The organism is Pseudoalteromonas sp. SCSIO 43101 (assembly GCF_023650775.1).
Taxonomy (GTDB): Bacteria; Pseudomonadota; Gammaproteobacteria; order Enterobacterales; family Alteromonadaceae; genus Pseudoalteromonas; species Pseudoalteromonas apostichopi.
The window spans coordinates 846,336-864,593 of record NZ_CP072673.1; the positions used below are offsets into that span (position 1 = coordinate 846,336).

At 41.5% G+C, this 18,258-nt stretch carries 17 protein-coding genes; 12 read left to right on the forward strand and 5 right to left on the reverse strand.

Annotated elements, in window-relative coordinates; genetic code table 11:
• Nucleotides 1-230: 230 nt before the first annotated feature.
• Nucleotides 231-842 (forward strand): fumarylacetoacetate hydrolase family protein, encoded by a 612-nt coding sequence (locus J8Z25_RS03995; RefSeq protein ID WP_130049582.1) that lies wholly within the window; start codon nucleotides 231-233, stop codon nucleotides 840-842.
• On the opposite strand, the gene J8Z25_RS04000 is transcribed toward J8Z25_RS03995, so the two are convergent.
• Nucleotides 793-1,719: an ABC transporter substrate-binding protein gene (locus J8Z25_RS04000; RefSeq protein ID WP_250661704.1), complete on the reverse strand. Its 927-nt coding sequence runs from the start codon at nucleotides 1,717-1,719 to the stop codon at nucleotides 793-795. The two genes, J8Z25_RS03995 and J8Z25_RS04000, sit on opposite strands and share 50 nt — an antisense overlap.
• A 144-nt stretch (nucleotides 1,720-1,863) precedes the next feature.
• Complete coding sequence (locus J8Z25_RS04005) at nucleotides 1,864-2,847, reverse strand: AraC family transcriptional regulator (RefSeq protein ID WP_250661705.1); 984 nt, start codon at nucleotides 2,845-2,847, stop codon at nucleotides 1,864-1,866.
• Between the two features lie 152 nt (nucleotides 2,848-2,999).
• Between J8Z25_RS04005 and J8Z25_RS04010 the strand changes: the two genes are divergently transcribed.
• Genes J8Z25_RS04010 through J8Z25_RS04040 form a run of 7 tightly spaced genes read left to right on the forward strand, consistent with a single transcriptional unit; the run spans nucleotide 3,000 to nucleotide 10,018 of the window.
• A complete protein-coding gene (locus J8Z25_RS04010) occupies nucleotides 3,000-4,292 on the forward strand; it encodes a flavin-containing monooxygenase (protein ID WP_130049579.1) in 1,293 nt (430 codons plus the stop codon).
• Between the two features lie 3 nt (nucleotides 4,293-4,295).
• Nucleotides 4,296-5,210, forward strand: a complete 915-nt coding sequence (locus J8Z25_RS04015; RefSeq protein ID WP_130052194.1) for a bile acid:sodium symporter family protein — start codon at nucleotides 4,296-4,298, stop codon at nucleotides 5,208-5,210.
• Complete coding sequence (locus J8Z25_RS04020) at nucleotides 5,200-6,141, forward strand: SDR family oxidoreductase (protein ID WP_250661706.1); 942 nt, start codon at nucleotides 5,200-5,202, stop codon at nucleotides 6,139-6,141. Before J8Z25_RS04015 ends, J8Z25_RS04020 begins: the two co-directional genes overlap by 11 nt.
• Complete coding sequence (locus tag J8Z25_RS04025; protein WP_250661707.1) at nucleotides 6,134-6,928, forward strand: SDR family NAD(P)-dependent oxidoreductase; 795 nt, start codon at nucleotides 6,134-6,136, stop codon at nucleotides 6,926-6,928. Before J8Z25_RS04020 ends, J8Z25_RS04025 begins: the two co-directional genes overlap by 8 nt.
• Nucleotides 6,928-7,653 (forward strand): sulfite exporter TauE/SafE family protein, encoded by a 726-nt coding sequence (locus tag J8Z25_RS04030; RefSeq protein WP_130049576.1) that lies wholly within the window; start codon nucleotides 6,928-6,930, stop codon nucleotides 7,651-7,653. The genes J8Z25_RS04025 and J8Z25_RS04030 overlap by 1 nt, the downstream gene beginning before the upstream one ends.
• A 49-nt stretch (nucleotides 7,654-7,702) precedes the next feature.
• The gene (locus tag J8Z25_RS04035) at nucleotides 7,703-9,493 is read left to right on the forward strand and encodes a TonB-dependent receptor (protein ID WP_250661708.1); all 1,791 of its coding nucleotides are present in this window, start codon (nucleotides 7,703-7,705) and stop codon (nucleotides 9,491-9,493) included.
• Between the two features lie 45 nt (nucleotides 9,494-9,538).
• Nucleotides 9,539-10,018 carry a hypothetical protein gene (locus J8Z25_RS04040; RefSeq protein WP_250661709.1) on the forward strand — a complete coding sequence of 160 codons (480 nt, stop codon included), beginning with the start codon at nucleotides 9,539-9,541 and terminating at the stop codon, nucleotides 10,016-10,018.
• A gap of 53 nt (nucleotides 10,019-10,071) precedes the next feature.
• On the opposite strand, the gene J8Z25_RS04045 is transcribed toward J8Z25_RS04040, so the two are convergent.
• Complete coding sequence (locus tag J8Z25_RS04045; protein WP_250661710.1) at nucleotides 10,072-11,124, reverse strand: aldo/keto reductase; 1,053 nt, start codon at nucleotides 11,122-11,124, stop codon at nucleotides 10,072-10,074.
• Nucleotides 11,125-11,136: 12 nt separating this feature from the next.
• Nucleotides 11,137-11,565 carry an acyl-CoA thioesterase gene (locus J8Z25_RS04050; protein WP_130049573.1) on the reverse strand — a complete coding sequence of 143 codons (429 nt, stop codon included), beginning with the start codon at nucleotides 11,563-11,565 and terminating at the stop codon, nucleotides 11,137-11,139.
• A 153-nt stretch (nucleotides 11,566-11,718) separates the two neighbouring features.
• Between J8Z25_RS04050 and J8Z25_RS04055 the strand changes: the two genes are divergently transcribed.
• The 4 genes from J8Z25_RS04055 to J8Z25_RS04070 all read left to right on the forward strand — a co-directional run bounded on the left by J8Z25_RS04055 (nucleotide 11,719) and on the right by J8Z25_RS04070 (nucleotide 16,455).
• Nucleotides 11,719-11,925, forward strand: coding sequence for a hypothetical protein (locus J8Z25_RS04055; protein WP_054562678.1), 207 nt, complete (start codon nucleotides 11,719-11,721; stop codon nucleotides 11,923-11,925).
• A 61-nt stretch (nucleotides 11,926-11,986) separates the two neighbouring features.
• Nucleotides 11,987-13,039, forward strand: coding sequence for a DNA polymerase IV (gene dinB / locus J8Z25_RS04060; protein WP_130049572.1), 1,053 nt, complete (start codon nucleotides 11,987-11,989; stop codon nucleotides 13,037-13,039).
• 106 nt (nucleotides 13,040-13,145) lie between these two features.
• Nucleotides 13,146-14,828, forward strand: a complete 1,683-nt coding sequence (locus J8Z25_RS04065) for a carbon starvation CstA family protein (RefSeq protein ID WP_250661711.1) — start codon at nucleotides 13,146-13,148, stop codon at nucleotides 14,826-14,828.
• 103 nt (nucleotides 14,829-14,931) lie between these two features.
• On the forward strand, nucleotides 14,932-16,455 hold the full coding sequence (locus tag J8Z25_RS04070; protein WP_167658149.1) for a M17 family metallopeptidase: 1,524 nt from the start codon (nucleotides 14,932-14,934) through the stop codon (nucleotides 16,453-16,455).
• Between the two features lie 58 nt (nucleotides 16,456-16,513).
• Here J8Z25_RS04070 and J8Z25_RS04075 read toward each other — a convergent pair whose 3' ends face one another.
• Nucleotides 16,514-18,151 (reverse strand): methyl-accepting chemotaxis protein, encoded by a 1,638-nt coding sequence (locus J8Z25_RS04075; RefSeq protein WP_130049569.1) that lies wholly within the window; start codon nucleotides 18,149-18,151, stop codon nucleotides 16,514-16,516.
• Between the last annotated feature and the right edge of the window lie 107 nt (nucleotides 18,152-18,258).

The window sequence follows — 18,258 nt, forward strand, 5'->3', positions numbered from 1 at the left end:
AAAAATCGCCGAACCCGATTTTATAAATGTAACCGCTTACATTACGTTATTGGAAAGTAAAACAATCGTCAATATAAATAACGAGTTAAGATCAGGGTAAATTTCTATGCTTATGTTATTATTAGAAATATTTTATAAGTAAGTTTCTGTTTTTTAGGTACAAATCCTGCAGGTTTAAGCTGGAATGAGAAAAATATAGTCTTTTACATTTGTTAAATTGAGGAGGTTGCGTGCAATCAGTAAAATGGAATGGTGATGTATTCACCTCAAGTAAAATTATTTGTGTTGGTCGTAATTTTGCAGCGCATATTGCAGAGCTTAACAATGAAACACCCGCTAGTATGGTGTTGTTTGCAAAACCAAATAGTGCCATCACAGATATGCTTAATAGTGAACACTTAGGTGAAGCTTTACATTACGAAACTGAGCTTTGTTTTTTAGTTAAAAACAAGCAACTGGCAGCGGTTGGACTTGGCCTCGATTTAACCAAACGTGAACTACAAAGCATACTTAAAGAAAAAGGCCTACCTTGGGAGCGTGCAAAAGCCTTTAATGGCTCAGCATTGTTTACTGAATTTGTCGCTGTTAATGACAGCTTGCATTATCAATTTAGTCTAAAGATTGATGGTAAAGAAACTCAACTAGGTGACACAAAGCTAATGTTGTTTAACGCTGAGCAAATTTTAGCTGAGATCAGTGAATTTATGGACTTAGAGGATGGCGATATAATTATGACAGGCACGCCTGCCGGGGTAGGGAAAGTCGCGGCTAATTCAACCTTTGCTGTAACACTTATGGATGGTCAACAGGAGTTATTATCTCATCAGTGGCAGGCTCTGTAAGTGGGTCTAAAATGTAGCGCTGATAATAAGTTGAAAACTCAGGAAAGCTTTGTTCGAGCCAAGTTCGTTGGCTTTGCTGGTATCTCTCACTTGGCAACACCTTGTTTTTCAGCGCCTCATTAATCTGTACAAGTACTTTTTCGGCATAATGATTAGGCGCATTCGTTGAGCAACCAATGGCGCCAAAAACAATACTCTGTGCTGGATTAACGATGGTGAGTTTTTGAATATTCTGTAGGTTTTGCTGGTTGTAATAATCAGCAACAAATGGGTAATCAATAGTGTAATCAATGTAGCCGTGTTCTAGCTGTGATAGCAGAACAAAATTTGGGCTACTGCCGTTACCACTTAGTGCTGCACTTTCGTAGAGTTTGGTATTTTTCGCAATCTTATCTAATTTACTGCCAAACTTACGCGCACTATTTTGACCATAAATAAAATTAGCATCAGTGAATAAAGAGATTAGTGGCACTGGATCGCCATGTTTTTGTTTAATCTTTAATGATTTTTCTTCAGTACTTAAAACACTGAATGGTGGGTACACTGTGGTTGGGATTGAGTAAGTAACATGATTATTTTTTTTACCTCGATGGATCATACAGGCATAGCATGCCATTTTCCCGTCAGCGAGATATTTACTGCCACGCTTTTGCGGTAATATCACTTTGCTGTGGTTAATTTCGGGTAAGGCTTCAATCAACATATCGGTAATTTCATTGCATAACCCACCATGGGGGTTAGCTTTGCTTTTCTCGATAAAGAAAGGCTTAGCATCATTTTCAAACCAGGTAATAGTGAGTTGTTCTGAGGCATCAGTTTTCGGGGCAAAGAACGCCCCCGCAACCACGCATAATACTTGTTTTATGTATTTACTCATCAACAACCTTGCAAGTTAAGTGCTAAGAGTAACTATACACTATAGTATTAGGAAGCGTGTAGTTTGAATAGATAAATGATGAATAAGTATTGGTTTTCGTTTAATCCAATTGCTTCGCATTGAAGAGCAAGTTCAAGCATTTACCTATTCATTTTCTAGTGTTTTTTTGTATTCTTTAAAGCCAACCCCTGTCCAACGTTTGAATGCTTTGGCAAAAGCACTTTCATCTACATAGCCAAAGTACAAAGCAAGGTGTGCTTGATTCGCACTACCTTGGCGTATCAACTTCTTGGCTAGTTCACAGCGAACTTCATCACTTAACTTTTTAAATGAGTAGCCTTTTTCAGCAAGCTTGCGATTTAAGTGCCTTTCACTCACAGCCAATAAATTACTTATTTGTTCACGTTTTAAATTGGGTTGCTTAAGTAAAATTGCACTGACTTTATCAACATAACTCTGTGGTTGCAGTTGCTTTAGTTGTTGCTCTGCCAGTGATTGCATTTGTTGTTGCACAGCTTGATTAACGTTACGTTGTTGCAATTGCCAATCATCATCATGATAAATTAAGTAATTTTCGTTGGTGTTAAAAAGCAATTCGGCGTCTCCAAAAATGGCGCGATAGCTTGCTATATTCCCTTGCTGAGAATGCGTAAATGCAACCACCTTGGGCTTTATTGGTGCACCAGAGATCCATTTCGCGCCACAGGCAACACAGGCAAGAACTGCCTCTATCCTTATTGCTGTAGGAGTGCTAAAAAAGGCATCAAAAGTGACTTTCCAGCCATTTTTTGAATGTGATTTACTAAACTTACCACCTTCACCTATTAAGGCTGAATAGGCAATTAAGCTGTCGACAGCATCACCTAGAGTCGGACAACTAAATAGTAAGTAGCCGAGCATATCGTAACTATCGGGCTTTAAACTTAAGGCTATTTTAAGACCAAGTTCATTGTCATTTAAATCTGTCAAAGCTTGCCAAAGCGCATCTTGTAGCGCCATCGGCAGTCTTCCTTCACTTGGGAATTTTTGAATTTGCTGGTATAAATTAGCATCTAATTGTACATCTAACGCGGGAAGAATATGCAAAATAGCCTTGCTAAAGCCAGGTGTTACGCTGTTTGTAGTCATGTGTGTTCTTCTTATTGTTGTGTGATTTTTATAGCACAACTAAGAAATGATGTCTCGTTTTAACTGGTTTTTGTCCTGTCATCGCTATTACAAGTTTTTAAAAAATAGTTAATCTGGTTGTCACACTTTGATTTATCTATGTAGGAATGAGTATGCATCCATACGTTGTAATTGGCGCAGGCCCAATGGGTCTTTGTACTGTTCGTCGACTAGCTGAGACTGGCATTGATGTGATTGGTCTTGAAGCACACAGTGATGTAGGTGGTTTATGGGATATTAATAGTCCAACCAGCACCATGTATGAATCAGCTCATTTAATTTCATCAAAGAGAATGACCGAGTTTGCTGATTTTCCAATGGCAGAACACGTCGCAACATATCCAAAACATGATCAAATGCGTGAGTATTTTCAAGCCTACGCTAAACATTTTGACCTCTATAAGCATTACCGCTTTGGAGCATGGGTTTCTCATTGCGAGCCAGAAGGTGAGTTTTGGCGAGTTAGCTATGTGCAAAATGGCCTGCAAAAAGAAATTTTAGCGAGCGGTTTATTGCTCGCTAATGGTACTTTGCATCACCCTAATCGGGGACAGTTCAAGGGCTCTTTTGCAGGAGAGCAAATTCATTCAAGTGAATATCGAAGTGCAGGCTTATTTTCAGGTAAACGTGTTCTGATAATTGGTTGTGGCAACTCTGCGTGTGATATCGCAGTCGATGCGGTTCATCGTGCAAAATCTGTAGATATGGTGGTACGCAGAGGTTATTACTTTTTACCGAAATTTGTCGCAGGCAGGCCTACAGATACACTTGGTGGTAAAGTGCGATTACCGAATAAATTGAAACAAATAGTCGATGGTACATTAGTTAGGCTTATTTCAGGCAAACCAAGTTCATATGGCTTACCTGATCCAGACTATAAAATGTATGAATCGCACCCTGTGGTTAATTCATTGTTTTTACATCACATTGGTCATGGTGATATCAAAGTTAGACCATCAATTGCTGAGTTAACCGAGGAGGGAGCCGCGTTTACTGATGGCAATAAAGCTGACTATGATTTGATTTTAGAAGCAACGGGTTACAAGTTGCATTACCCGTTTTTAGACCAAGCTCACCTTAACTGGCAGGGGGATGCTCCTCGCTTGTATTTAAATGTGTTTAATCCATTACATCAAAACTTGTATGTGATGGGGATGGTTGAAGCAACTGGATTAGGTTGGCAAGGCCGTGATGATCAGGCAAAGCTAGTTGCTAAAGTGATCCGAATGCAACTAGATAACCCTACTAAAGCGGCTAAGTTTGCTGAAAAAGTGAAGCGTAAAGCAGCTGTCAGAATTGACGGTGGTATGAATTATTTAGAGCTTGAACGCATGGCGTATTATGTTCATAAAGCTGACTACCTAGCGGCGATTAATGATGAAATGCGCCAATTAAAAATGGGATAAATGATGTCTCAAGCAAGCTTAATCACTTTAAACTTAATTTTGGCCATGATGATGTTTGGTATTGCGCTTAGTCTCAAACTTGCAGACTTTAAGCGTGTACTTAAGGCACCTAGAGGACCTATTACAGGGTTATTAGCTCAGTTTATTTTACTGCCGCTGATAACGTGGTTACTTACTTTAATGGTTCCTATGCCTGCTGAAGTTGCATTGGGACTTATTCTTGTTAGTAGTTGTCCTGGAGGTAGTTTTTCTAACATTGTTACTTTCCTAGCAAAAGGCAATACCGCGATGTCGGTAAGTATGACAGGAGTAGCAAGTCTTGCTGCAACTGTAATGACACCGTTTAATTTTATGCTTTATAGCAGTTTGAACCCAGATACGGCTGTGTTGCTGACCCAAATTAATGTCCCTGCAAGTAATATTCTTGTGATTGTTGCTCTAGTGCTGGCGTTACCACTAAGTTTGGGACTACTTGCTGCTAAATTGTGGCCTGTATTCGCAGCTCGTAGTGAACCCTTTTTTAGATTTATTTCTCTGCTTACCTTGTTCTTATTTGTATTAATTGCACTTACCAGTAATTGGTCCGCATTTATTGCTGGTGCCAGTATTTTTCTGCTGGCGGTGATTGTTCATAACGCGATTGCACTATTGGTTGGTTTTTCGAGTGCCAGAATTATGAAACTGAATAAAGCGGATACGCGTGCGATTACGCTTGAGGTAGGGCTGCAAAACTCTGGTTTAGGCTTGGGTATTATTTTTACTTTTTTCGATAATTTAACAGGCATGGCCATTATTGCAGCAGCATGGGGATGTTGGCATCTAATTTCAGGTATGGGGCTATGTTTTTACTGGCAACACCATGATCGTAAACACGGTATAAAGATCGCAAGTAATAAAGAGGTTCAATGTGGCTCATAAGATCATGATAACAGGTAGCCAAGGCTATATCGGCAAACGGTTAGTCGAGTCGCTATCAACACAGCATAAGCTGGTAGGTATTGATATTGTTGATCTCCCTCAAACTGGTTGTCATTACTATCAACTTGATGTGCGTGATACGCGACTCGCAGAAATTATGCTTGAACACAATATTACACATGTTGTGCACTTAGCGAGTATTTTACAACCGTCTAAAGATGCCGTTCGAGACTTTGATATCGACGTCAATGGCACTCGAAATGTGCTTGAAGCATGTGTTAAGGCAAATGTGCAGCATATTACGGTAACGAGTTCTGGAGCTGCCTATGGTTATCACGCTGATAACCCTAGCTGGTTAACCGAACAACATCCGTTAAGAGGTAATGCTGAATTTGCTTATAGCCATCATAAACGCTTAATCGAAGAGCTATTAAAAAACTATCGATATACGCATCCGCAGCTAAAACAGTTAGTACTTCGCCCGGGGACTGTGCTTGGTAAAACTACTAATAATCAGATTACTGATTTATTTAATAAGCCAAGAATAATTGCCATTAAAGGCAGTGACTCTCCTTTTGTGTTTATCTGGGATGAAGATGTCTTAGCGATTATTTTACAGGGGGTTACAGAAAATCGTGAAGGCAGTTTTAATTTAGCTGGTGATGGAGCTATGGGCATAAAAGAAATTGCTAAAGCCCTAAACAAACCTGTCATTGAGCTTCCTGCTTGGCTTTTAAAACTCAGCTTACGGGTCGCGAAGCTATTCGGAATGACCCAGTATGGCCCTGAACAACTTAATTTTTTACGTTACCGCCCAGTACTTTGCAATCAAGCACTGAAACAGCAATTTGCCTACCAGCCACAAAAATCGAGTAAAGAAGTATTTGCTTTTTATCTCAATAATAACATTAAGAGGCATCCATATGATTAATCCATCGTTACCCGTTGCTGTGATTACTGGTGCGGCTTCTGGGTTGGGTTTAGATTTAGCAAAACAGTTAGCAACTCAATATCAATTAGTATTGATTGACCTAGACCTTAAGCTGTTGCAAGAGCAATGCGGACAAATAATTAATGCGCAATTATATGGCTGTGATTTAGCGAACAAGGACGAGCTTGATGAGTTAATAACGCAGATCAAAGCTAAGCATTGCTCAATAGCGTTACTGATTAATAATGCAGGGATTACGCATCGTTCTTTGGCTCGCATTACTCGTCCAGAGGTAATAGAAAAAGTAATGGCTGTTGATTACTTTGCGCCTGTACGTCTTGTGTCAGGCTTAATCGAACCATTACAGCAAGCACATGGCAAAATCGTAAATATCAGTTCTATGGCTGGATGGATGCCTGTTATGGCCAGAGCAGGCTATTGCGCAGCTAAATCTGCGTTACACCAATATTTCGAAACATTTCGCGCTGAAATGCGCCCAACGGGCGTGTCGGTGTTGATGGTATATCCTAGTTTTTTAGATACTCCGATTGATAAAAATGCATTAAATGGCGATGGCGGAAAAACCAACCATGCCCGCTCAATGGTTGGTAAAATGCGTACGAGTGACTGGATGGCAAAGCAAATTTGTGAGGCTATTCGACTTGATAAGCAACGGCTTTTCCCTGATAGATTTACATATTTTTCGGCGTTGTTATACCGCTTAATTCCAAGTTTATACATGCATTTTATGGCACGTAAATTTGCCAGTGAGTGGGAGGTTGCGTAATGGTTTTAATAGGCTTAGGGGCGGCTATTATTTTTGCCTTTGCAGTGGAAGCTATGACTGGCTTTGGTAGCATCGTTATTGCCTTAACAATTGCAGCATTATTTATGGATATTCAGCAAGCAATGCTGTTACTCGTGCCACTTAATTTACTAATGACTTCAGTGATGGTGTTTAAGCTGCGTGCGTATATTCAGTTGAATTTGTTAGCAAAGCAGATTTTACCTCCAATGCTGCTTGGCACAATGATTGGTGCTTTACTAACGCCTTATTTTCCAGCGCAATTAACAAAAGTATTATTTGCTTTATTAATCATTTGGTTTGCGGGACGTGCCATTTGGCAAGCGTCAGCTATGCCTTTGAGTAAGCCTGTACAGCTTTCCGTGATAGGTGGTGCAGGTATTACGCATGGTTTATTTGCATCAGGAGGGCCTCTTCTTGTATATGCAATGGCTCGCAGTGGTTTAGACAAAACTTCATTTCGCGCCACGCTTCTAACTATTTGGCTTATTTTAAATAGCTGTTTAACTCTTTGGTTTCTCATCTCAGGACAATTAGCAGGGCAGTTGGGCCACTTTCTAATGCTCGCCCCATGTGTTCTGTTTGGGGCGCTTATTGGTAACTACTTTCACCATACAATTAATCAAACACAATTTTTACGCTTAGTCTTTATCACTTTATTACTGCTTGGAGTGTTGCTGTGCTTAACCGCACTGTGGCAGTGGTAGTAGGTGGCTATGTAAATTGCTGAATATCAGCACTCTCTGAGGAATTTGAATGCACACAAAAACAAAAATTAATGCCATTACCTTAGGAATAATCTTAGCAACAGGTAGCATGGCTGAAGTAAAAGCAGCAGATGACAAAGAACTTGAAGTAATCTTAGTTTCGGCCCAAAAACGTGTTGAAAGTGTCAAGGATGTGCCTTTATCGATCACTGCCATATCGGGTAAAGAGCTACAAAGTAAAAACATTAACGATAGTGAGGAGCTGTCATCACGTATAGCAAACTTTAATATCAGTCAGTCAGGGCAGGGCTACAATATCACTATGCGCGGTTTAGGCTCTGGCCCAAACCAAGGTTTTGAGCAAACCGTGGGTACTTATGTTGATGGCGTTTATCGTGGTCGTGCTTATCAAATGCGCAGCGCTTTTGTTGATCTCGAACGCTTTGAAGTATTGAGAGGGCCACAATCAACGTTATTTGGTAAAAATACCACCGCAGGAGCTCTGAATATAACGAGCGCAGCACCCACTGAGGAGCTATCAGGTTATGCAAATCTTAGCTATGAGTTGAATAATGGCAGTACTTTTGATGGTGCTATTAGTGGAGGCGTAACTGAACATTTTCAGGCTAGAGCAGCGGTAAAAGTAATTGACCAAGATGGTTATTTTTACAATACACTGCAAAAGCGTGATGAAGTTGGGCGCGATGGGGTTTTTAGTCGTTTAACTTTGACTTGGCAGCCTTTAGAGAGCTTGGATGTCTCTTTGAAGTATCAACATGACGAAGAAGATAATATTGGTATCACACCAAGCCAGCCAGTTGCAGAGCCTGTTTTATATAATGCGCCATTACCTGCCGTATTTGGGGATGTAAGTAGTTATGTAATCGGCGATAAGCTTAACAAAGGTTTGTCCACTTTAGGTGAAAATGAGCAAGGGGAGTTCAAGGCTGATTATTGGACTTTAAATGTTGAGTGGGATTTAGGCCAACACGTACTTAGTTCGGTAACAGGGTGGCAAGATTATACTATGTTGCAAAGTAATGATGGTGATCATGGCCCTGCACCTCTAACCTATCGCCAAGCGAGTGATGAAAGTTTTCAGCAGTTCAGTCAAGAGCTGCGTATTAGTTCGTATAATGATGGGCCGTTTAATTATATTGCGGGTCTATACTTTCAAATCACAGAACTCGACTTTTCTGAACTGTATCGAATTTATCCACTTAATGCGATAGGTCCACGTGATTATCAATCTGACAGCGATACACAAGCAGTATTTGCAAAGTTTGATTATCAATTTGCACCTAATTGGCAGGCATCATTAGGTTTACGATACTCGCAAGAAGATAAATCAGCATCAAGACGTTTAAGCATGATCGAGCTAAGCTCAGGTACACCTATCAATGATATGGCACAGGTGAATGTCCCAGCAACTTTGCAAGCAATGGGGTTACCTGCAGTTTTACCTACATCAATGTATTTAGGAGTTTTAAGCTCTCAACTAGGGCTTGAGCAACATCAAGTAAATGGTGAACGTAATGAAAATGAATTCAACCCATCGCTTTATATCTCCCGTAAGTTTGATGATGCAATGGCCTATGTATCAATGTCGACAGGGTCTAAAGCTGGTGGCTATGACGCGAGAGCTAATTTAGCATCAAATTGGCAATTTGAACCAGAAAAAGTAATAGCCTATGAAATGGGCGCTAAATTTACCTTGGATGACGGTGCTGCTGATTTGAATATCGCAGTATTTAGTATGCAGTTTGAAGATTTACAAACATCAACATTTGATGGTGTTGCAGGTTTTTATGTTGAAAATGGCGCTGAATCATCAAGCTAAGGCGTTGAACTCGATGGTCGTTGGTTAATTGCCGACAACTGGCAGTTGTCAGGCAATATTGCGTATCTTGATTTTAGCTGGGATGAGTTTACAGGTGCCAAATGTTTTAACAGTGCGATGTATCAACCATCAAACCTTGAAAGCTCAGGTAAAACCTGTGACTTAAGTGGTAAAACAGGGGCGTATGCGCCTAAATGGTCGGGCAGTATTAACCTTGATTATATTAAAGAGTTTGGTTCAGCGATGGAGTTTACTTTTAATCTTGAGAGTGAATTTAAATCGCGTTATTTCACTAATTACGATCTAAATCCATATACAGCGCAAAGTGGCTACGGCAAAGTCAATATGCGTTTCGGTTTAATGGATTTAGAGTCTGGATGGTCTGTTGCATTGTTAGGTAAAAATTTAACTGACAAGATGACTAGTAGCTACAGTACAGATATGTCGTTCGCACCGTCAGGAATGTATGCAACATGGGTTGAGCCAGGTAGAAGTATAACTTTGCAAGCAGGGTATCGATTTTAACTAAGTTCATTGTGTGGTTAAAGCCCTGCATAATTAACTGCAGGGCTTTTTACTTAGAAAGGCATTGGATAGTTTTTGAATACCTGTGCCACTTTTTCAAGGGCTTCATCTGTTAAGTCAATTGAAAAAGCATCGATATTTTCTTTTAACTGCACCATAGATGTTGCGCCTATGATTGTTGAGCTAACGCCATCTACTTGATTACACCAAGCAAGTGCGAGTTGTGAAGGTGTTAAATTAAAGGCGTTAGCAATTTCAACATAGTCAGCAATCGCAGCTTGTGATTGTGGTGTGTCTCTGAATAGGCCATTACGTTGCACTAGTGTCCAACGGCTTCCTTCAGGACGTGCGCCATTTAAGTATTTACCACTTAGCATGCCGCCACCAAGGGGTGACCAAGGCAGATAAGCGATATCTTCGTGAATACATTGTTCTATTAAATATGGCCAATCTTTAGCGTGCAATAAACTAAATTCGTTTTGAATCGATACCATACGCGGTAGATTGTGTTGCTCACTTAAACGCAGGTATTGACTAATGCCCCAAGGGGTATCGTCCGATAAACCACAATGTTTAATCTTACCTGCCTTTACACAGTCATTCAGACCTTCGAGAATATCTAACATGCCAGCGATATTTTGCTCAGTGTTTGCCTCTGAAAAACGAACGATGCCAGGCCATTGTTTAGCAAAGTGTGGTGAAGTGCGGTTTGGCCAATGTAATTGGTATAAGTCTATAACATCAGTTTGGAGACGTTTAAGTGAAGCATCGACGGCTTCAACCACCCCCTGACGGGTAATGTCGCCTGCATCGCGTACCCAAGGTAAGCCGTTACCTGCAATTTTAGTTGCAATGACAAGGTCATCACGTTTGTCTTTATTACGCGCTAACCAATTACCGATGATCTCTTCTGTTTTACCGTAGGTGTCTGGAGAAGGTGGTACGGCATACATTTCTGCGGTATCAATAAAGTTAACGCCTTTATCTAATGCATAGGCGATTTGTTCATCGGCATCGGCTTGGTTGTTTTGCATACCCCATGTCATGCTACCTAAGCAGACACGAGATACATCAATACCACTTCGACCAAGTGGGCTATATAGCATAATAGATCCTTGTTAATCGCTAGAATGGGCTTTAAGTGCAGTTAATAACTCATCATTTAACTGGGCTTTTTTACCCGTTTTAAAATTAAACATAACCACTTGTGATGAGCCAATTGTTGTTACTGTGTCTTGGCTCTCACTAAATACAGTGTAATGCATCATAAAACGATCTTGTTCAATATCACTAATCTTAACACCAACATGCACTGTATCAGGAAATGTCACCGGACGTTTATAGCGAGCATTGTTTTCGCTGATCACCGGGCCGACACCTGTTACTTGTAAATCTTTAAGAAAGCCTAGTTGAGTAAAAAAATCGATACGGGCAGTTTCAAAGTAACGAAAATACACCACATTATTGACGTGTTGCAGGGCATCCATTTCACCCCATGCAACATTAATTTTTGTTCTGATAGGATGTTGTTCTATAAACGATTGCATAGTAAATCTTAGTTGATTGTGAGAAAACTTAGGTTAGCAATATGCTGCTTTTAGCTCAAGGAAATTAGAAAAGTCAGTAGATTGTGCTAGATTTATAAGTTCACGCTTACGTAAAGTGTGAGCAAAATGAACACACATTAAAGGACCTTAATTATGCAGCAACTAACCTTGAGGGTGATAAAGTGGATCGCACTTTTCATCTTACTTGCTCTAGCTTTGCTCTGTTATAGCATGGGCACAATGTCAGGATTTATCGCTTTAATTGTCGTGGGCTTGTTATTAGAAGCCGCGTTTTGGTTATTTGGTTCACGGCTTATCAGCCGTAAAAAGCCAAACCAACAAACAAGCCAAACCTCTTAGCTTGCACTCTCAGAAAGTTTAAATACAATAACTGTATATATAAACAGTTGTTGTATTCCTGATGAAAAAATTCATTCATATCGATATGGACTGCTTTTATGCAGCTGTAGAGATGCGTGATAACCCCGCGCTTGCCAATGTGCCACTGGCTATAGGCGGTAATAGTCGTCGCGGAGTGCTTTCAACAGCCAACTATATTGCCCGTAAATATGGTGTTCGCTCGGCGATGTCTAACTATCATGCCAAGCAATTATGTCCTGATTTGGTTATCGTGCCTGGACGAATGCAGGTCTATAAAGAAATCTCAACGCAAATTCGTGCTATTTTTGCAAAGTATACTGACCTTATTGAGCCTTTATCTTTAGATGAAGCCTATCTAGATGTAACCGACAGTACTGCTTGTAGGGGCAGTGCTACGCTGATGGCACAGCAAATTCGCCAAGAAATCTATGATACGACGGGGTTAACCGCATCAGCAGGCGTTGCACCGATTAAATTTATTGCCAAAATTGCCAGTGATGAAAACAAGCCTAATGGTCAGTTTGTCGTATTGCCTGATCAAGTTGATGACTTTTTGGCGAGTTTACCGCTTGGCAAAATTCCCGGCGTTGGCAAGGTGACATTAGAAAAGCTGCAACTTAAAGGGCTTTACACAGGGGCTGATGTGCGCGCGAAAGGGGTTAACTGGATGCAGCAACACATTGGTAACTTTGGCGTGTCATTATATCAAAAGTGTGCAGGTGAATACGTTGGCAAAGTCTCGACTGAGCGAGTACGTAAGTCACTCAGTGTTGAGCATACCTATGAATACAATAAAAATAATTTAGACGAGTGTTTAAGCCAGTTACCTCGTTTGATGGACGAATTAACTCGTCGCCTTGATAAACAGCAATTAAGCAACTGCATCAATAAGTTATCGGTAAAAGTAAAATTTGCCAACTTTGTTGTCACCAGTGCCGATCAAAGCCACCACCAATTAGACGAACGCATTTTTGCTGAGTTAATGAGCAAAGCCTATGAGCGAGGTAATAACCAGCCAGTGCGCCTGCTAGGGATAGGTGTCGGAATAAAGAGCCAAGCGCATGAGCATTTTCAGCTGAGTATATTAGACTAAAGGTTAACACCTTGGTGCTTGAAAGTTTGTTAGTGTCTAGTTGGGGTGCTAGGCCTATCTAGTTCAACACCTTAGACAACATTATAACTTAAAAAGAGAGATGACTATGCAATCGGTCGTAATCGTGCTGCTCGGAATAGTCGGTATGTTGTTCGGATGGTTCTTTTATTCGAAATTCATCGCCGAAAAAATATTTAAAATGGATGATAATTTTATCACACCAGCTCATGAACTTGAGGATGGTGTGGATTATGTGCCAACCAACAAAGTTGTGTTATGGGGCCACCATTTCACCTCTGTTGCAGGTGCTGCGCCAATTGTTGGCCCTGCGATTGCCGTATATTGGGGCTGGGTGCCTGCGGTACTTTGGGTGGTATTTGGTACTATCTTTTTTGCTGGTGTTCACGACATGGGGGCTCTATGGGCCAGTGCGCGTAACAAAGGCAAATCAATGGGCGCTTTATCTGAAAGCGTAATCGGTAAACGCACCCGTGCGTTATTTATGATTGTGGTGTTTTTAGTGCTGCTGATGGTGAATGCGGTATTCGGTGTGGTAATAGCCAAATCATTTGTATCACAGCCTAACGCGGTATTCCCTGCTTGGTCAGCGATTGTTGTGGCCTTAGTAATTGGCCAGTTGCTACGCCGTAAAGTGTCGTTAATTCCGCTTTGTTTAATCGGTGTAGCGATTCTTTATTATACCATTTACCTTGGTAGTAGCATGCCGATTGCGTTACCTGATGAAATGTTCGGCTTAAGTGCTAATGCGAACTGGATCATTATCTTATTTATTTATGCGGCTATTGCTTCATTATTGCCGGTATGGATGCTGTTACAGCCACGTGACTTCATCAACGGTATGCAGTTATTAGTGGGATTAGTGCTGCTTTATGGTGCGGTATTTATTTCAATGCCTGATATCACAGCGCCTGCGTTTAATACCCAAACGGCGGTAGATACACCAAGTATTATTCCATTGCTATTCGTGACCATAGCCTGTGGTGCGGTATCTGGTTTCCACGGTATTGTGTCATCAGGTACTAGCTCTAAGCAGCTTAATAAAGAAACTGATGGTCGCTTTGTTGGTTACTTAGGTGCAGTAGGCGAAGGTATGCTTGCGCTTATTACATTGGTTGCAGTAAGTGGTGTTGCACTTGCGGTATCACCAGAAGAATGGCACGAAATATACAGTCACTTAGGTGCCGGTAGTGTGAGCGCCTTCATTAATGGTGGCGCTAACTTAATTGAAAATGGTTGGGGTATCTCACAAGAAGTGGCATCAACCTTACTTGCTGTAATGGTTGTGTTGTTTGCGGGCACTACGATGGACTCTGGCGTGCGTCTGCAGCGTTATATCATCCAAGAGTGGGGCGATATTTATAATATCAGTATCATTCGTAACGGTATTGTAGCTACGCTAGTTGCAGTACTTAGCTGTTTATTACTTGCCTTTGGTGCTGGTGGTGCTGACGGTAGCGGCGGTATGATCATTTGGCCGTTATTCGGTTCGACTAACCAAATCCTTGCAAGCTTAACCTTACTGGTTATCTCGGTAATGCTAATTAAAGCGAATCGTTCGGCTAAATACACCTTGATCCCAATGAGCTTCGTATTAGTTATGGCGTTCTTTGCTGGTGTTATCAAACTTGGTGAATACTACCAACAAGGTAACTGGTTACTGGTGACACTTGATTTGTTAGTACTGGTAGTGAGTGTTCTGGTTATGCTTGAAGCTTGGTCTGTGATTGTTAAACATCGTAAAGATTCAACACAGGTTACAGAGCAGTAAACTTAGCTTGCCAGCCTTATAGTTAGCTATCTTACTTGGCTGGCAATAGCGCTCTAAATCAATGATAATAAGGTCCTATGTTTCTAACAGCAGGACCTTTTTTATGGCATACCCTCATGCAGTTGCAGCCCCTCAATTAGCGGATGCAGATCACGATGCATTGATTATTATCGGTGATGATTTTTCTTCTTTAGCGGACGCAAGCTTAAGCCAAGCTATTAACACTCAACAAGCTGTAGACGCGCGTATTGGCAAACAAGTAACATTACTTGTAGTTGACTCAAAACGTGTTATTTTAGCGCCTACAGGTCCTCTAAACCGTGATTATGATGATGTACGTCGTTACTTTGACGCGGCAAAGCAAGGTGTACTAGAAGCGAAAGCATCGGGTAGCACTCAGCCTGCTATTTTACTTGCAAATGTAAATCAAGACAGCCGTTACAAGCATGCCCTTGAAGTGGCGTATTTAGGTGCTTGCCAAGCGCTGTGGCAACCTCTTGAAGCACGTGAGTTCCACGGTCAGGCGATTGAACCAATCAGCCAAATTAGCTTAGTGGGCGCAGATGACGCGATGAGCAAAGCCCTTAATGCCATTGCAGCAGGTCAATACGCTGCACGTGACTTATGTGGTACAGAACCTGAGCGTATGGCACCACCTCGTTTTGCGGATTATTGCGTTGAGTTATTTGCAGGTAGTAAGGTGTCTGTAGAAGTGATTTCAGATATCAATACCATCGATAAAGATTACCCAATGATGAGCACCGTAGCACGCGCATCTTACGCTGTTGAGCGTCATCACCCACGAGTTGTAAAGCTAGAGTATGTTCCTGAAGGCGACGTTGAGCGCACCTTAATGTTTGTTGGTAAAGGTTTAGTTTACGATACCGGTGGTGCAGACCTTAAAGTGGGTGGCTTTATGGCAGGTATGAGCCGCGATAAAGGCGGTGCAGCTTCGGTTGCAGGTTTTATGAAATCAGTAGCTGACTTTGCTCCTAAAGGCGTAAAAGTAATTGCTTACTTAGCCGTAGTTCGTAACTCAATTGGTTCTGATTGTTTCGTACCGGATGAAATCATTACCAGCCGTGAAGGTGTTCGTGTTCGTATCGGTAACACAGATGCTGAAGGTCGTTTAGCAATGGGCGACTTACTAAGCGAAATGAAAGATCGCGCCCTAAACGAAGTGAACCCTGAGCTATTCACTGTTGCAACTCTAACAGGCCACGCAGCACGTGCTATGGGCCCTTACAGTGCGTATGTTGAAAATGGTCCTGCTCGTGCAGCTAAAATTTCTCGTCAAATTGCTGACCTAGGCGATTTATGGGCTGATGGTGCAGAAGTATCACGCAGCCGTCGTGAAGATTATGACTTCATTCGCCCTCGCACGTTAGCTGACGATGTATTATCAAGTAACAATGCAGCTTCTGCAGTGACAGCTCGTGGTCACCAATTCCCAATGGCATTCTTAGCGATTGTCGGTGGTTTAGATAAACATGGCACTGAATCTGAAAAGCCATTACCGTATGTTCATATGGACATCGCAGGCAGTGGTGTAGAAGGCGGTGATTGGCAACATGGTAAGCCTACCGCAGCAACAGTAAGCAGCTTATTCGCTCGTTATTGTTTATAAGCTAAAAGCTATAAGTTTGAAAAGCCCCGCACAGCTGTGCGGGGCTTTTTTTGTGGTGTTAGTCGAGCTTGAAACGGTTAACGACATCACTTAACGCTTGTGAGCTTTGCTTTAAGTTTTCACTGGCGTTTGAAAGCCCTTCGGTATTCGACAGTGATTGCTCAGTTGATTGCGAAAGCTCATTAATCCGTAAATTAACCTCATCTGCGGCGCTGGTTTGTTGCTCGGTAGCGCGGGCGATTTGGCTGTTCATATCTTTGATAATAGTGACAAGTCGCTCAATCTCACTCAGTGAACTATTTGCTTCACCTGCCTGTGAAACGGTTTCGCTTGATAATTGTTGGCTTGCCGATACAGCATCAACAGCAGCTTGTGCGCCGGTTTGTAGTTTACTGATCATGGCTTGAATTTCGTCAGTACTTTTACCTGTGCGACTTGCTAATGTACGTACTTCGTCAGCTACAACAGCAAAGCCTCGACCTTGCTCGCCAGCACGTGCTGCTTCAATGGCTGCATTGAGTGCCAGTAAGTTGGTTTGCTCTGCAATGCTGCGGATAACATCAAGTACTGAGCCTATGTTGTTACTCTCTGCAGCGAGGTCGGCTGTTACCTTACTAACTTGTTCAATATTATGCGACAGGGTCTCAATGGCGGTAATGGTCTTGTTAAGAACCTGCTTACCCGCTTCTGCATTTTGCGCGGCTTCATTAGCGGCATGCTCAGCTTGATCGGCATTTTGACTGACATCGTGAATTTGATGAGTCATTTGTTCCATTGCGGTTGCTACTTGAGTCGAGCTGTCGTTTTGTAGCTCAATAAAAGAGTGATTTGTTTTACTGGCATCATCAACGCTATGGGCAAACTGATTTACTTGATCTGCATTGTGGGCAACATGTTTCAGTGACTCACGCATTTTTGCGGTGTACAAATTAAAGTAGCGCGATAAACGAGATACTTCATCATTGCCATTTTCATCAAGCTTTTGGGTTAAGTCGCCTTCACCTTGTGATATGTCTTTCATCATGTCGGCAGCAAGTTGTGTCGGTCGAAGAATGCTATTGGCAATTAGGTAGCTTAGCGCAACTAGTAGGGCAATGATCACTAGCGCGGTAATAATCACATGATTACGTAGCGAAGAGAATGCCTCTTCAATGGTATCGATGTAGACACCAGAGCCTACAATCCATTGCCATTTATCAAAGCCTTTTACGTAGGCAATTTTATCAACTGGCTCGTCTTTACCTGGCTTTGGCCATTTATAGGGAATAAAACCTTCACCTTGTTTTTTGACAATATTAACCATGTTGACAAATAACGGCACGCCGTCTGGATCTTTACTGCCGGCTAGTGATTTACCATTTAATTCGGGCTTAAATGGGTGCATGACCATAACGGGTTGATAATCATTAATCCAAAAGTAATTGTTATCGTCGTAACGAAGTGCAGAAATTGTTTCGAGGGCTGCTTGTTTGGCTTGTTGTTCACTCAGCTTACCTTGCTCGAATAAAGCATAGTTATGCTCGATAATAGAGTGAGCAGACTCAACAAGGTTTTTGGTTTTTATGTATTGCTCTTGTTTTAGCGAGCTAAACTGCTGCATCAAACTTGAGACACTCAAAAATATTAAACCTATCACTACCACACTCACTAACATGGCGAGGCGCTGAAAGATCGTAAAACGGCGTAAGTAATTCATGTGTATTCCTTCGTCATGCTCTTAAGAGCAATGTATTAAGCGTAGCCAAAATAGGTCGAAAATCTAGTTAAATAGTAGAATACATTGAGACAAAAAAAAGGCTGATT

Excerpts from the sequence above, each read along its gene's own strand:
- J8Z25_RS04045 (WP_250661710.1), bottom strand. The coding sequence starts at position 11,124 with ATGCTATATAGCCCACTTGGTCGAAGTGGTATTGATGTATCTCGTGTC.
- J8Z25_RS04035 (WP_250661708.1), top strand. The coding sequence starts at position 7,703 with ATGCACACAAAAACAAAAATTAATGCCATTACCTTAGGAATAATCTTA.
- J8Z25_RS04065 (WP_250661711.1), top strand. The coding sequence starts at position 13,146 with ATGCAATCGGTCGTAATCGTGCTGCTCGGAATAGTCGGTATGTTGTTC.
- J8Z25_RS04010 (WP_130049579.1), top strand. The coding sequence starts at position 3,000 with ATGCATCCATACGTTGTAATTGGCGCAGGCCCAATGGGTCTTTGTACT.
- J8Z25_RS04015 (WP_130052194.1), top strand. The coding sequence starts at position 4,296 with ATGTCTCAAGCAAGCTTAATCACTTTAAACTTAATTTTGGCCATGATG.
- J8Z25_RS04070 (WP_167658149.1), top strand. The coding sequence starts at position 14,932 with ATGGCATACCCTCATGCAGTTGCAGCCCCTCAATTAGCGGATGCAGAT.
- dinB (WP_130049572.1), top strand. The coding sequence starts at position 11,987 with ATGAAAAAATTCATTCATATCGATATGGACTGCTTTTATGCAGCTGTA.
- J8Z25_RS04055 (WP_054562678.1), top strand. The coding sequence starts at position 11,719 with ATGCAGCAACTAACCTTGAGGGTGATAAAGTGGATCGCACTTTTCATC.
- J8Z25_RS04050 (WP_130049573.1), bottom strand. The coding sequence starts at position 11,565 with ATGCAATCGTTTATAGAACAACATCCTATCAGAACAAAAATTAATGTT.
- J8Z25_RS04075 (WP_130049569.1), bottom strand. The coding sequence starts at position 18,151 with ATGAATTACTTACGCCGTTTTACGATCTTTCAGCGCCTCGCCATGTTA.
- J8Z25_RS04005 (WP_250661705.1), bottom strand. The coding sequence starts at position 2,847 with ATGACTACAAACAGCGTAACACCTGGCTTTAGCAAGGCTATTTTGCAT.
- J8Z25_RS04025 (WP_250661707.1), top strand. The coding sequence starts at position 6,134 with ATGATTAATCCATCGTTACCCGTTGCTGTGATTACTGGTGCGGCTTCT.
- J8Z25_RS04030 (WP_130049576.1), top strand. The coding sequence starts at position 6,928 with ATGGTTTTAATAGGCTTAGGGGCGGCTATTATTTTTGCCTTTGCAGTG.
- J8Z25_RS04000 (WP_250661704.1), bottom strand. The coding sequence starts at position 1,719 with ATGAGTAAATACATAAAACAAGTATTATGCGTGGTTGCGGGGGCGTTC.